This window comes from Nonomuraea sp. NPDC023979 (genome assembly GCF_040639085.1).
Lineage (GTDB): Bacteria > Actinomycetota > Actinomycetes > Streptosporangiales > Streptosporangiaceae > Nonomuraea > Nonomuraea ceibae.
On sequence record NZ_JBEZZG010000021.1, the window covers coordinates 53,539 to 67,381 of the forward strand.

Below are 13,843 nucleotides of genomic sequence, written 5' to 3' on the forward strand. Positions count from 1 at the left end.
CCGCCGCACCCCGCCCCGGCGGGAGGCTTGCCCGCATGAACGACGTGCTTGCGGGATTGGCCCTGACCAAGAGGTTCGGGCAGACAGTCGCCCTCGGTGGCGTGGACATCACCGTACGGGCCGCCGAAGCGGTGGCGATCATGGGGCCGAGCGGCTCCGGCAAGTCCACCCTGCTCCACTGCCTGGCCGGGATCATGAAGCCGGACGACGGCGAGGTGCACCTGCTCGGGCAGCGCATCGACGCCATGGGCGAGCGCGAGCGCAGCGCCCTGCGCCGCACCCGGTTCGGGTTCGTGTTCCAGTTCGGCCAGCTCCTGCCGGAGCTGCCCGCCGAGGAGAACGTCGCGCTCCCGCTCATGCTCGGCGGCGTCGCCAGGGCCCAGGCCGTCCGCCAGGCACGCGAGTGGTTCGGGCCCCTCGGGCTCCAGGGCATGGAGACGCGGCGGCCCGGCGAGCTGTCCGGGGGCCAGGCCCAGCGCGTGGCGATCGCCCGCGCCCTCGTCACCAAGCCCGCCGTCGTGTTCGCCGACGAGCCCACCGGCGCGCTCGACCAGAGCACCGGCCACGACACGATGCGCCTGCTCGTCGAGGCGACCCGCGCCAACGGGGCCTCCCTGATCGTCGTCACCCACGACCCGAACGTGGCCGCCTGGTGCGACCGCACCGTCGAGGTCCGCGACGGCAAGCTCCTCGCTGGCGGGGTCCCGGCGTGAACCTCGAACTCACCTGGCGGCTGCTCAAAGGCGGCGGCCGCCGCGGCCTGCTCGGCACCTGGCTCACCCTCGGCGCCGTGGCGGTCTCCACGGCGCTGCTGCTGTTCGCCGTCACCGCCAACTTCGCCTTCGAGGACAGGGGCGAGCGCGGCGCCTGGCGCAACCCGGTCCCCGCCGCCCAGGGGCAGCGGGCCGTCGCCGTCGAAGGCACCCGGCTCGACTACGTACGCGACCGGCAGATCGTCATCGTCGACCTCGCCGCCCTCGGCAGCTCCCCGCCCGTCCCGCCCGGCATGCCGCGCTTCCCCGCGCCCGGCGAGGCGTACTTCTCGCCCGCGCTCGCCGCCCTGGCCAAGCAACTGCCCGCCGCGCAGCTCGCCGGGCGCTTCCCCGCCATGACCGGCGTGCTCGGCGAGGAAGCCCTCGTCCACCCCGAAGAGCTGGTCGCCGTCGTCGGCCAGCGCCCCGACGCGCCCGTCATGACCGCGCCACGCGGCGCCGACGACGCCCCCGTACGCGTCGCCGACCTCGCCGGGGAGCCGTCCATGGACTCCCAGGGCTACCGCATCCTCGCGCTCATCGGCAGCGTGCTCATGGTGGTGCCGCTGCTCGTCTTCGGCGGGGCCGCCGCCCGGCTCACCGTCGCCAGACGCGACCAGCGGCTCGCCGCCCTCCGGCTCGTCGGCGCGACCCCCGGCCAGGTCGTCGGCATGACCGTCGCCGAAGCCGTCATCGTCGCGTTCGCCGGCGTGCTCACCGGCACCGTCGCCTACGCCCTCGCCCTGCCGCTGCTGACCGGCATCCGCATGAGCGGCGGCCCCTGGTTCGCCGCAGACCTGTGGCCCGACCCGCCCGTGCTCGCCGCCACCGTCGTCGCCGTGCCCCTGCTGGTCGGCCTGTCCGCCGTCGCCGGGCTGCGCCGCGTCGTGGTCAGCCCGCTCGGCGTCGCCAAACGCGAGACGCCGCCCGCCATGCGCTTCCTGCGCGTCCTCGTCCTGCTCGCCGCGCTCGCCGCGTTCCCTCTGATGGGGCGTGACACCGGCATCGCGATCATCGTGGCGGCGATCGGGCTCGCGTTCCTGTCCGTCAACCTGGTCGGGCCGTGGGTCGTCGCCCTCATCGGCCGCATCACCGCCCGCGGCGCCCGCGGGCCCGCCCGGCTGCTGGCCGGACGGCGGCTCGTCGACGACCCCCGCTCGGCCTGGCGCACCGTCAGCGGCGTCGCGCTCACCGGGTTCGTCGCCGGGTTCCTCGCCCTGCTCAGCCCCGGCGTGCTCACCAGCGACGCCGTCCCAGGCCAGCTCCGCGTCCTCGTCCCCGAAGGCTCGTCCGCCACCGTCGCCGAACACGCCCGCGACCGGCTCCGCGAAGCCGGCGTCACCGCCACCGTCAAGCAGTCCGACGACGTCGTCGCCGTCACCGTGGCCGACCGCGACGACCCCGCCACTCTTGACCGCGGCCGCACCGCGCTCGCCGGCCTCGTCCCCGGTCGCACCGCCACCACCGGGGCCGACGACGACCACACCGGCGCCCAGCTCCTCGCCGACATCGGCGTCGGCACCGTCGTCGTGCTGTCGGTGTCCTTCCTCGTCGCCATCGCGAGCGCCGGCATCACCGCCGCCTCCTCCATCCTGGACCGGCGGCAGACGTACGGGCTGCTCAGGCTCGCGGGCACCCCCCTCGCCGTGCTCGACCGGGCCCGGCGGGCCGAGACGCTCATCCCGCTCACCGTCATGGGCGGCGGCTCCATCCTGGTCGGGGCCTTCTGCGCCACGCCGTTCATGTTCGGCGCGCCGAACGCCAATGGGCTGATCATGCTGCTGGTGTGCGTCGGGCTCGGCTTCGCCGGCGTCCTCGCCGCCGGCGCCCTCAGCCGCCCCCTCCTCCGCGCGGTCACCACCGACCCCGCCCCCCGCCCCGACTGACCTTCACGGGACGTCGGACCGGGGTTGCCCCTTGGGAAGGACCGCCGCCCCCGGCCGCCGAGCAGATCGGCGGCCCCGCCCGCTCCCGACCGCCGAGCGGGCGGGCGGCTCCTCCGCCACCCCCGGTCTTCGGCCTCCGGAGAGTGGCGCGCGCCCCCGGCTGTCCCACCCGGTCGGCCCCGGGGTGGCGGACCGGCCGCTCGCGGTGTGGGCCGCTCGGCGCTGCGAGGTCGCCGCCGGCTCCGTAAGGGGGGTGCCGTCGTGAGGGCGTTGCGGGGGTGGGCCGGGGTGGTGCGTGGGTGCGCTGTGGGCGAATCTGGGTGGGTTTGGGGTGGGTGGGGTGTTTGGATGGCGGAATGGAGATCTTGGTACTGGGCGGGACCGCCTGGGTGGGGCGGGAGCTGTCGCGGCAGGCGATCGAACGCGGGCACCGGGTGACGTGCCTGGCGCGCGGCGAGAGCGGGCAGGTGGCCGACGGGGCGACGCTGGTGGCCGCCGACCGGCGTGACCCCGCGGCGTACGAGCGGCTGGCCGGGCGTGACTGGGACGCGGTGGTCGAGGTGTCGTGGCAGCCGGGCTTCGTGCGCGGGGCGCTGGACGCGCTGGCCGGGCGGGCGCGGCACTGGACGTACGTCTCCTCCGTCAACGCGTACGCCTCTCACGCCTCCCCGGGCGCGGACGAGTCGGCGGAGCTGCTCGCGCCCACCGACCGGGACGAGGTGGACCGTGAGCTCTACGGTGAGGCGAAGGTCGCCTGCGAGCAGGCGTCGGCGGCGGCTGCCGGGGACCGGCTGCTGGTCGCCCGGGCGGGGCTCATCGGCGGGCCGGGCGACCACAGCGGGCGCTCCGGCTACTGGGTGGCGCGGGCGGCCCGCGACCCGCTCGGCCCGATGCTGGTCCCGGACGAACCGGACAGCCCGACGCAGGCCGTGGATGTGCGTGACCTGAGCGCGTGGCTGCTGGACTCGGCCGAGAAGGGCGGCACGGGCACGTTCGACGCCGTGGGGCCGACGGTGCCGTTCGGGGAGTGGATCGAGCTGGCCCGTACGGTCGGCGGCCACACCGGTCCGGTCGTCACCGCGAGCTCCGACTGGCTGGTGGCCAACGGCGTGGGCCAGTACATGGGGCCTGAGTCGCTGCCGATGTGGCTGCCGGAGCCGGGCTGGGAGGGCTGGTCGGCCCGCACCGGGGCGGCCGCGCGCGCCGCCGGGCTCAGCCACCGGCCGCGCGCCGAGCTGCTGGCCGACATCCTGAGCTGGGAGCGCGAGCAGGGCCTCGACCGCGAGCGCCGAGCCGGTCTCAGCGCCGCCCGCGAACAGGAACTCCTGGCCGCCCTTGGCTGACGTCCCTTCCGGGCCGGCGCCTCCCGGGGCCGGCCTGCGGCAGGCGGGCGGGTCTCCGTGCCGGGAGGGCTCGGGTTGGCGGGGTCAGCTCAGGACGAGGTCGCGGGTGAGGCGGAGGGAGGGCTCGTCGCGGGGGCCCATGACCAGCAGGGTCGTGACGGGGGACTTGTGCCAGGGTTCCAGGCGTTCCTTGATGCGGCCCGGCGGCCCGACCAGGGAGATGCCGTCGGCGAGTTCGTCGGGGATGGCGCGGAACGCCTCGTCCTTGCGCCCGGCGAGGTAGAGCGCCTGGATGCGCTCGGCGGCCTCGGCGTAGCCCATGCGGCCGATGATGTCGGCGTGGAAGTTGCGCTGTTTGGCGCCCATGCCGCCGATGTAGAGGGTGAGCATCATCTTGACCCCGTCCAGGGCGGACCGGACGTCGTCGGAGATGACGACCATGACCATGGCGGCGATGTCGAAGCCCGGGTCGCGGCCGGCGAGGGCCGGGCCGTACATCTCCTCGATCTTGCCGGGCAGGGCGAACAGCGGGAGCCAGCCCTGGCCGAGTTCGGCGGCCAGGGCGACGTTCTTGGGGCCTTCGGCGCCCAGGTAGACGGGGATGTCGGGGCGCAGCGGGTGGGTGATGGGCTTGAGCGGTTTGCCGAGGCCGCCCGGCAGGGGGAGCGGGTAGTGGGGGCCGCCGGAGGTGACCGGGTGCTCGCGGCGCCACACCTGGCGCATGATGTCGACGTACTCGCGGGTCCTGGCCAGCGGCTTGGCGAACGGCTGGCCGTACCAGCCCTCGACGACCTGGGGGCCGGAGGCGCCGATGCCGAGCAGCAGGCGTCCGCCGGTGAGGTGGTCGAGCGTCATCGCGGTCATGGCGGTGGTGACCGGCGGCCGGGCTGACATCTGGGCGATCGAGGTGCCCAGTTTGATGCGCGTGGTGCGCGCGCCGTACCAGGCCAGCGGGGTGAACACGTCGCTGCCGTACGCCTCGGCGGTCCACACCGAGTCGTAGCCGAGCCGCTCGGCGGCGAGCACCGAGTCGGTCGCGTCGTCGGCGTGGCGTTGCCAGTAGCCGAGGTTCAGGCCGAGCTTCATGAGGCGCCTCCCGAATCAAGTTCCATTTACGGGTGGCGCGGGGGCGGGTGTCAATGCGGGATCATCCGGGGACGAGTGCTTTCGTGCTCAAGGGTCTGCGGCATGTGGTGTGCGTCCTGCTCCTCCTAGTGCCTGGAGCCGAGCCGGTGGTCGTTTCCGGCGGGTCGCGGCCGAACATCGTGTTCGTCATGGCGGACGACCTCGAAGCGGGAAATCTGGCGCAATTTCCCAATATTTCGCGCCATATCGTGCAGCAGGGCGCGTCGTTCGACCGATTCTTCGTGACGAACTCCTGGTGCTGCCCGTCACGCGCCTCGATCCTCAGATCCCAGTACGTCCACAGCCACGGCGTCTGGACGAACACGCCACCCGAGGGCGGATTCGAGCGCTTTCACGAGCTCGGCCGGGAACGTTCCACCATCGGCACGTGGATGCGCGATGCCGGATATCGCACCGCGCTCATGGGCAAGTACCTCAACCACTACCCGGACAGGGCGGCCCCCGACGACTACGTGCCGCCGGGCTGGGACGAATGGCATGTCCCGGTGCGCAACCTGTACGACGAGTACGGCTACCGGCTCAATGCCAACGGCGACCTGGCCGAGTACGGCTGGGGCGAGCAGGACTACCTCGCCGACGTGCTGGCCGACAAGGCGCGCGACTTCATCACCGGCTCCCGGGGGCCGTTCTTCCTGTTCCTCAACCCCATCGCGCCGCACCTGCCGGCCAACCCGGCGCTGCGCCACACCGACGCCTTCGCCTGGGCCAGGGCGCCCCGGCCGCCGTCGTTCAACCAGGAGGACGTGAGCCGCGAACCCCTCTGGCTGCGCTCCCGGCCGCCGCTGGACGAACGCGAGCTCGCCGCCGTCGACCGGCGCCACCGCAACCGGATGCGCGCCATGCTCGGCGTCGACGACCTCGTCGGCGCCGTGGTCGCCGCCCTGGAGGAGAGCGGCAAACTGGACAACACGTACCTGTTCTTCGGCTCCGACAACGGCTTCCACCAGGGCACGCACCGGCTCGCGCAGGGCAAGACCACGCCGTTCGACGAGGCCATCAGGGTGCCGCTGGCCGTACGCGGGCCCGGGGTGCGCCCCGGGACGACGATCAGCGAGCTGGGCGCGACCGTGGACCTGGCGCCGACGTTCGCCGAGCTCGGCGGGGCCGAGGTGCCGCCGTTCGCCGAGGGGCGCTCGCTGGCGCCGCTGCTGCGCGGCGAGCGGCCCGCCACGCGGCGCAGGAACGTGCTGGTCGAGTTCGCCCGCCCGGCCAAGCGGTCCTCGGCCGCGCAGACCCCGGTGCCGCCCTACCAGGCGTTGCGCACCGAACGCCACACGTACGTCAGATATGCGACGGGGGAGGAGCAGCTGTACGACCTGCGGACGGACCCGTACCAGCTCCACAACCTGGCCGCGGACGCCGACCCGAGGCTGGTGGCGCGGCTGCGCGCCCGGCTCGACGGGATGCGCGCGTGCTCCGGGGCGTCGTGCCGGGTGGCCGACTCACGCGGCTGAGCACGGAGCGGGCGCGGGCAGCCGGCCCGCCCGGTAGGCGCTCGGCGGCACCCCCATCACCGCGCGGAACTCGGCGGTCATGTGCGACTGGTCGTAGTAGCCCGCGTCGGCGGCCAGCGCCGCGGCCGGCCGGCGGCACACCTCGCCCAGCACCCGACGTACCCGGTCGATCCTGGCGAACCGCTTGGGCGCCACCCCGACGCCCGCCGTGAACACGTCACGCAGATGCCGCTCGCTCACCCCCAGCTCGCCCGCCACCGCCCGCACGCCGGCCCGGGGCAGCAGCCTCGCCGCCGCGTCCACCAGGTGCGCGCGGTCGAGGTCGGCGCGCGGCTGCCCGGCCAGCCGTTCCAGGAACGCCGCCTCGATCCGCTCCCGAGCCCGCCGCTCCCAGCCGTCGCCGCCCGCCTGCCCGGCCAGCTCGTCCGCCAGCCGGTCGGCCCGTACGCCCCACAGCTCCCGCAGCGGCACGACCCGGTCGGCGAGCTCGTCCAGCGCCACCCCGAGCAGCGGCCGGGCCCGCCCCGGCCGCAGCCGTACCGTCACGCAGTGCGGCACCAGCTTGGGCTCCAGGCACGAGGCCCGGGTGCGGGGCCCGAGCGCGTACAGCTCGCCCGCGCCGTCGGTGCCCGTGCGGAAGGCCACCGTGGCCGCCGTGTCGGGCTCGCGGACGTGGAAGGAGAGGTGAGCGGAGGCGGCGTCCTTCATATGCCGATTCTTCCTAGAGTCGCGGGCGGGTGCGGCGGCACGGTGAACCCATGATCCTGATCACCGGTGCCACGGGCACCATCGGCGGCCACGTGACCCGCCTGCTCACCGGCCGCGGCGAGCCGGTCCGCGTCCTGGTCCGCGACCCGGCACGCGCCCCCGCCGGGGCCGGCGTCGTCCGCGCCGACTACGCCGACCCCCGCTCGCTCGCCGCCGCCTTCGACGGCGTCACCGCCGCGTTCCTCGCCACCGCGTTCGGCCCCGCCCTGCCCGCCCACGACCTCGCCCTGGTCGAGGCCGCCCGCGCGGCGGGCGTCAAGAAGGTGGTGAAGCTCTCCACCATCCCCGTCGCCGCGACCGGCGGCGCCGACCCCGGCGCCTGGCACCGGCCCGGCGAGCGGGCCGTCGCGGCCGGCGGCCTGGCCTGGACGCTGCTGCGGCCCGCCGGGTTCGCGTCCAACTCGCTGGCCTGGGCCGAGGCCGTACGGACGGGCGCGCCGATCCCGAACTTCACCGGCGACGGCACGCACCCCGTCGTCGACCCGCGCGACGTGGCGGCGGTCGCCGTCGCCGCGCTCACCTCGCCGGGCCACGAGGGGCGCTCCCACGACCTGACCGGGCCCGCGATGGTGAGCGTCCCCGACCAGGTCGCGACCCTGGCACGGCTGCTCGGCCGCCCCCTGGAGGCCGTCGACGTGCCGGCCGCCGCCGCCCGCGAGCAGATGGTCGCCGCCGGCGCCGACCCGGTGCTGGCCGACCTCGCCGCCTCGGGCTGGGCGATGCTCCGGGACGGCGGCTCGCCGGGCGTCACCGACACGGTCCCGCGCATCCTGGGCCGCCCCGCGGCCACCTACGCCACCTGGGCCGCCGACCACCTGACCGCCTTCACCGGTAGCTGATCGCCGTACGTCCCGCCCGAGGCACGACCTCCCCGGCCCAGTCGGCGGGCCGCCGCCGGAAGGGCCGCCCACCGCGACCCGGGCGCCGGAGCGTACCCGGTCACCCTGGACCGGGTACGGCCGGAAAGACACCACCGCAGCACCCCGGCCAAGTGCCCGAACGCTTCCCGCCACAAGCCGGCACCGCCCTTCCGTGGGGTGCGCACGGCGGAAACGGTAGTGCTCGTCAGTCGGTGGAGGCGGGGGTTTCGGCAGGGAGGGTGAAGTGCCAGATGATCATGGTGGGGCGGTCGGTGTTGGCGGCCTGGGTGGCTTCGGGGACCACGGCGGTGAGGATCCAGGGCCAGACGTCCCACCGGGCGACCGCCTCCGAGGTGGTGAGGGGTTCGGCCGGGGCGGGAGCCGGGGGGAGGCGGGGTTCCTCGCAGGCGCGGAGCTGGAGGCCGGCGGCCAGGGCGGCGCGCAGGTAGTCGCCCACCGGGTGGTGGTAGGTGGCGATCCGCCCGGGCCGTCCGTCGGGCAGGCGCACCGTGGGGACGAAGCCGCGCGCGACCCCCTCGGGGTGCATGTCGGAGATCACGAGGTGGCCGCCGGGCCGCAGCACCCGGGCGAACTCCGCCATCGCGGGCCCGAGCGACGGCACGTGCGTCAGCGCCAGGGAGCAGGTCACGAGGTCCACGGCGTCGTCGGGCACCGGCAGCCGGTCCAGCTCGCCGTGGCGGAAGTCGCCCTGCGGCACCCGTTCGCGGGCCAGGGCGAGCATGTCCGGCGAGCTGTCCACGCCGATGACCCGGTGGCCGCGCCCGGCGAGGGCCGCCGCCATCCGGCCGGTGCCGCAGGCGGCGTCCAGGGCGGCGCCCGGCGGCAGCTCGCCGACGATCCCGGCCACGAGGGGCTCGTCGATGTCGAACAGCCCGTTCGGCCCGTCGTAGGTGCCGGACCAGATCCGGTATCCCTCGGCCGACTCCACCCGCGCGACCTCGACGGCGGCGTCGGCCAGCGCCTCGTCGTCCAGCAGCCTGCGGATCTCGGCGATGCGGGCCTCGACGAACGCGCGGTCGTGCCCGCCGGTGAAGGACCGCAGCAGGGCGGCCCCTTCGATGCCCAGCAGGTAGGCCAGGGGGTGCTCGTGGATCACCCGGGCGAGACTAGCCAGGACGTTCCGGACGTCGCCAGCTATTTACGCCGTCAGAGCGAGGGGTAGGCGCGGGCGAGGTGGTCCGTGACCGCCCGCTCGGCCTCGCCGGGGTCGCCGCCGGTGATGGCGGCGAGGATGCGCGCGTGGTCGGCCTGGAGCGCCGTGGTGTCGCCCAGCCGTTCCACCGCCTCGACCGCGTAGCGCCGCATGGAGTCGCGCAGCGACCGCATGATGGCCCCGGTCAGCCGGTTGCCTGAGGCGTCGGCGAGCGCGCAGTGGAAGGCGGTGTCGTGCTCCACGAACTCCTCCGGCGTGCGCGCCGCCGCCGTCCCTTCGTAGGCGGCGGTGAGGGCCGAGGTGTCGGCGCGGGCGGTGGCGGCGTGGCCGGCGGCCCAGCGTTCGATCATCAGCCGGGTGTCGACGACCTCGCGCAGCTCCAGGGCGGCCAGGCCGAGGTGCAGCCGGAGCAGGTCAGTCAGTGCGGTGTCGGGACGGGAGACGAGCACGGCGCCCGCGTCGGGGCCCCGGCCGGCCTGGGAGGACACGACGCCGAGCGTCTCCAGCACGCGCATCGCCTCGCGTACCGACGACCGGCTGACCCCGAGCTGCTCGGCGAGCTGCCGCTCGGCGGGGAGCCGGTCGCCGGCGGTGAGGCCGTCCTCGGAGATGCGGTGCTCGATCTGCGCGAGCACGTCCTCGAACGTGCGGGTCCGCTTGACGGGACGCCAGCGGGTGTCGGTCAACGAGGCCCCCTCGGAGCGTGGCGGGGATGCGGTCCGCCGATGCCATCGGATATGGTCTGACCATACTGTGGTCCGACCATACCTGAAGGAGAGGCGTGCGAGTCGCCCTGTTCATCACGTGTGTGAACGACACGCTCTTCCCCGGCACCGGCAAGGCCGTCGTGTCGCTCCTGCGCAGGCTGGGCTGCGAGGTCGACTTCCCCGCCGCGCAGACCTGCTGCGGGCAGATGCACGTCAACACCGGCTACCGCGCGGACGGCGTACGGCTGGCGCGTCACTTCACCGAGGTGTTCTCGGGGTACGACGCGGTGGTGGCGCCTTCCGGTTCGTGTGCCGCGATGGTCCGCGAGCAGTACCCGAAGCTGGTGCGGCCCGGCAGCAGGGGAGCGGCGGCCGTCGCGGAGGTGGCGCCGAAGGTGTACGAGCTGTCGGAGTTCCTGGTGGACGTCCTGAAGGTGGAGGACGTCGGCGCATATTTCCCGCACCGGGTGACATATCACCCGACGTGCCACTCCCTCCGCGGCCTGCGCCTGGGCGACCGCCCGGCCCGGCTCCTGAGCCGCGTGCGCGGCCTGGAGCTGGTCCCGCTCCCGGCGGCCGACGAGTGCTGCGGCTTCGGCGGCACGTTCGCGGTGAAGAACCCGGCCGTCTCCGCCGCCATGGGCGCCGACAAGGTGCGCAACGTGCTCGGCACCGGCGCCGAGGTGCTGTGCGCGGCGGACAACTCCTGCCTGATGCACCTCGGCGGCACGCTCGACCGGCAGAAGGCGGGCGTACGGGTCATGCACCTCGCCGAGATCCTGGCCACGACGGAGGCGACGGGATGAGCGGCACTTTCCTCGGCATGCCAGGCAATTTCCCGAAAAATGCCGAAAAGGCGGTTCAGAACTCGCAACTCCGCTTCAACCTCCGCAAGGCTACGCACACCATCCGGGGGAAGCGCGCGAGCGTCGTGGCCGAGCTGCCCGACTGGAAGGAGCTCCGCGCCGCCGCCAAGGCCGTCAAGGACGAGACCCTGCGCCACCTCGACCGCTACCTCGTCCAGCTGGAGGAGGCGGTCACCCGGGCGGGCGGCCACGTCCACTGGGCCCGCGACGCCGCCGAGGCCAACCGCATCGTCACCGGCCTGGTCCAGGCCACCGGCGAGAGCGAGGTCGTCAAGGTCAAGTCGATGGCCACCCAGGAGATCGGCCTCAACGAGGCGCTGGCCGAGCACGGCATCACGGCGTACGAGACGGACCTGGCGGAGCTGATCGTGCAGCTCGGCGACGACTTCCCGAGCCACATCCTGGTGCCGGCGATCCACCGCAACCGGGCAGAGATCCGCGAGATCTTCCTGGAGAGGATGCCCGAGACGCCCGACGGCCTGAGCGACGAGCCCGCCGCGCTGGCCGAGGCCGCCCGGCTTCACCTGCGCGAGCGCTTCCTCAGGAGCAAGGTCGCGATCTCCGGCGCCAACTTCATGATCGCGGAGACCGGCACGCTGGTCGTGCTGGAGTCCGAGGGCAACGGCCGCATGTGCCTGACGCTGCCCGAGACGCTGATCAGCGTGGTCGGCATCGAGAAGCTGCTGCCCTCCTGGCGCGACCTGGAGATCTTCCTGCAGTTGCTGCCCCGCAGCTCGACCGGCGAGCGGATGAACCCGTACACGAGCATGTGGACCGGAGCCACCGAGGGCCAGGAGTTCCACCTGGTGCTGCTCGACAACGGGCGCACGGACGTGCTCGCCGACGAGGTGGGCCGTCAGGCGCTGCGCTGCATCCGCTGCTCGGCCTGCCTGAACGTGTGCCCGGTCTACGAGCGTACGGGCGGCCACGCGTACGGGTCGGTCTATCCGGGGCCCATCGGCGCGATCCTCACCCCGCAGTTGCGCGGCATGGGCTCGGAGCTGGACGCCTCGCTGCCGTACGCCTCCAGCCTGTGCGGCGCGTGCTTCGACGTGTGCCCGGTGGCGATCGACATCCCCGAGGTGCTGGTCGACCTGCGCGCCAAGGCCCCGCACGGGGCCGCGGAGCGGGCGGGCATGCGGGTGGCGGGCTGGGTGCTCGGCGACGAGGCGCGGCTGGCGAAGGCGCAGCGGCTGGCCTCGCGCGTACGCGGGCTGGTGCCGCGCAGGCTGCCCGGCCCGCTGTCGGCCTGGACCGACACGAGGGATCTGCCCGAGATCCCGGAAGAATCGTTCAGAGACTGGTGGGAGCGGCATGAGCGCCCGTGAGGAGATCCTCGGCCGGATCAGGCGGGCCGTCCGCGACGCGCCCGAGGTGGAGATCCCGCGCGACTACCGGACGAGTGTCCCGGTGGACGACCCGGTGGGGCTGTTCGCCGAGCGGGTGGACGACTACCGGGCCGTCGTGCACGTGCTGCCGGCGGCCGAGGTGCCGGCCAAGGTCGCGGAGCTGGTGCGGGGCAGGCGGATGATCGTCCCCGACGGGCTGCCGGACGAATGGACGGGCGGCGCGGCGGGCGGGGCCGAGCTGAGCGGCGCCGACGGTGTGGTCACCGGCTGCGCGGTGGCGATCGCCGAGACCGGCACGATCGTGCTGGACGCGGGACCCGGCCAGGGCACCCGCGCCCAGACGCTGGTGCCCGACTACCACCTGTGCGTGGTGCGGGCGGACCAGGTCGTGGCGAGCGTCCCGGAGGCGGTCGCCCGGCTCGACCCGGTCCGCCCGCTCACCTGGATCAGCGGCCCGTCCGCCACCAGCGACATCGAGCTCAACCGGGTGGAGGGCGTGCACGGCCCCAGGACGCTCGAAGTGATCGTCAGTATCTGAGCACCGCCGCGACGTCCGCCACGTCGTCGCAGAACCAGAGCTCGGCGTCCGTCATGGCCGCCGCCCTGGCCAGCGCCGAGTCGGCGCGCTCCTCGACCGGCTCGGCCACGCCCCAGGCGCGCACCTCGCCGGCGTCGGTGGAGATCTGCGTGGCGCTCTCGCCCGTCCAGACGCGGCCGGGCAGCTCGCCCGGCAGGAGCAGGGCGTGCACCCGGCCGTCGCGCAGGGACTGGGCGACCCTGGCGAGCCCGGTGGGCCCGTTCTGCTCGCGGTGGCGGTTGAGCAGCTCGGCCCGCCTGCGGTCCAGCCAGCTGTCGAGCGCGCTCTGCACGTCGCGCTCGAAGCCGCCGTGGTCGCCGCGGTGGCCGTGCTCGACCATGAGCATCCGGTCGGCCGACTTGGTGCCGAGGTGGTCGCCGAGCAGCGAGCGCGACTTCGGCTCGCCCGCGACCAGGACCAGCTCCGCGCCGATCCGCCGCACCTGCTCGTCGATCTCGTGGGCGACGGCCGTGGCGTTCTTCTCCCAGGTCTCGTCGACGGCCCGCTCGTAGCGTTTCTGCGACCAGCCGCCCTGCGCGGTCTTCTGCAACGGCCAGGACTCGGCCTCGATGGTCGCGGTGCGCGGCGAGCCGTTGGCGTACACGCTCACCTCGGCGCCCGCGTGGTCGATGATCACGCGCAGGTGCGGCACGCTCTCGCCGCGCCGCATGAGCATGGGCGTGACCAGCGGCAGCGGCGAGACGTGCGCGAGCGGCACCGGCTGCCCGCTGAACGTCTCGGCCAGCACCACCTCACCCCCGGCGCAGAACACGGCCCGCCCGGGCGCCGGGCGCAGCACCTCGTCCTCCAGCGCCGCGGGCGGGTTCACCCCGGCCTGCTCCAGCTTGTCGCGCAGGCTCGTCCACTGCGTCGACCTGTCCCGCTCGGTGATCGCGCCCACGTACACGGACGCGTACGGCCCGCTGCGCTCATAGAGGGGACGGATGAAGTCGAGCCGCAC

General features: G+C 74.3%; 13 protein-coding genes. 8 read left to right on the plus strand and 5 right to left on the minus strand.

All coding sequences use genetic code 11. The annotated features are described in order from the left end of the window. The first annotated feature begins 35 nt into the window (after positions 1 to 35). From AB0G11_RS30685 to AB0G11_RS30695, 3 genes are all read left to right on the plus strand, one after another. Positions 36 to 713, plus strand: coding sequence for an ABC transporter ATP-binding protein (locus tag AB0G11_RS30685; protein WP_357590101.1), 678 nt, complete (start codon positions 36 to 38; stop codon positions 711 to 713). After that, entirely contained in the window at positions 710 to 2,638 is a 1,929-nt protein-coding gene (locus tag AB0G11_RS30690) for an FtsX-like permease family protein (RefSeq protein WP_357590103.1), read from the plus strand. Before AB0G11_RS30685 ends, AB0G11_RS30690 begins: the two co-directional genes overlap by 4 nt. A gap of 356 nt (positions 2,639 to 2,994) precedes the next feature. Continuing rightward, positions 2,995 to 3,981, plus strand: coding sequence for an NAD-dependent epimerase/dehydratase family protein (locus tag AB0G11_RS30695; protein ID WP_357590104.1), 987 nt, complete (start codon positions 2,995 to 2,997; stop codon positions 3,979 to 3,981). An 84-nt stretch (positions 3,982 to 4,065) separates the two neighbouring features. Here the strand turns inward: AB0G11_RS30695 and AB0G11_RS30700 are convergent, their stop codons facing one another. After that, entirely contained in the window at positions 4,066 to 5,067 is a 1,002-nt protein-coding gene (locus AB0G11_RS30700; RefSeq protein WP_219503852.1) for an LLM class F420-dependent oxidoreductase, read from the minus strand. Between the two features lie 53 nt (positions 5,068 to 5,120). Between AB0G11_RS30700 and AB0G11_RS30705 the strand changes: the two genes are divergently transcribed. Continuing rightward, positions 5,121 to 6,581 (plus strand): sulfatase, encoded by a 1,461-nt coding sequence (locus AB0G11_RS30705; RefSeq protein WP_357590106.1) that lies wholly within the window; start codon positions 5,121 to 5,123, stop codon positions 6,579 to 6,581. On the opposite strand, the gene AB0G11_RS30710 is transcribed toward AB0G11_RS30705, so the two are convergent. Further along, the gene (locus AB0G11_RS30710; RefSeq protein WP_357590108.1) at positions 6,570 to 7,289 is read right to left on the minus strand and encodes a helix-turn-helix domain-containing protein; all 720 of its coding nucleotides are present in this window, start codon (positions 7,287 to 7,289) and stop codon (positions 6,570 to 6,572) included. The two genes, AB0G11_RS30705 and AB0G11_RS30710, sit on opposite strands and share 12 nt — an antisense overlap. Positions 7,290 to 7,339: 50 nt before the next feature. Here AB0G11_RS30710 and AB0G11_RS30715 point away from each other — a divergent pair, with 50 nt between their 5' ends. Then, positions 7,340 to 8,188 (plus strand): NAD(P)H-binding protein, encoded by an 849-nt coding sequence (locus AB0G11_RS30715; RefSeq protein WP_357590110.1) that lies wholly within the window; start codon positions 7,340 to 7,342, stop codon positions 8,186 to 8,188. Positions 8,189 to 8,414: 226 nt separating this feature from the next. Here the strand turns inward: AB0G11_RS30715 and AB0G11_RS30720 are convergent, their stop codons facing one another. Next, entirely contained in the window at positions 8,415 to 9,326 is a 912-nt protein-coding gene (locus AB0G11_RS30720; RefSeq protein ID WP_357590112.1) for a class I SAM-dependent methyltransferase, read from the minus strand. Between the two features lie 50 nt (positions 9,327 to 9,376). Beyond that, complete coding sequence (locus tag AB0G11_RS30725; protein WP_357590114.1) at positions 9,377 to 10,069, minus strand: FCD domain-containing protein; 693 nt, start codon at positions 10,067 to 10,069, stop codon at positions 9,377 to 9,379. Positions 10,070 to 10,164: 95 nt separating this feature from the next. Between AB0G11_RS30725 and AB0G11_RS30730 the strand changes: the two genes are divergently transcribed. From AB0G11_RS30730 to AB0G11_RS30740, 3 genes are read left to right on the plus strand one after another with little or no spacing between them, the layout of a single operon-like run. Further along, entirely contained in the window at positions 10,165 to 10,896 is a 732-nt protein-coding gene (locus AB0G11_RS30730) for a (Fe-S)-binding protein (RefSeq protein WP_357590116.1), read from the plus strand. Further along, positions 10,893 to 12,284: a lactate utilization protein B gene (locus AB0G11_RS30735; protein WP_357590117.1), complete on the plus strand. Its 1,392-nt coding sequence runs from the start codon at positions 10,893 to 10,895 to the stop codon at positions 12,282 to 12,284. The genes AB0G11_RS30730 and AB0G11_RS30735 overlap by 4 nt, the downstream gene beginning before the upstream one ends. After that, positions 12,271 to 12,843, plus strand: a complete 573-nt coding sequence (locus AB0G11_RS30740) for an LUD domain-containing protein (RefSeq protein ID WP_219503890.1) — start codon at positions 12,271 to 12,273, stop codon at positions 12,841 to 12,843. Before AB0G11_RS30735 ends, AB0G11_RS30740 begins: the two co-directional genes overlap by 14 nt. Here the strand turns inward: AB0G11_RS30740 and AB0G11_RS30745 are convergent. After that, positions 12,833 to 13,843, minus strand: a complete 1,011-nt coding sequence (locus AB0G11_RS30745) for a Vms1/Ankzf1 family peptidyl-tRNA hydrolase (protein WP_357590119.1) — start codon at positions 13,841 to 13,843, stop codon at positions 12,833 to 12,835. The genes AB0G11_RS30740 and AB0G11_RS30745 overlap by 11 nt on opposite strands.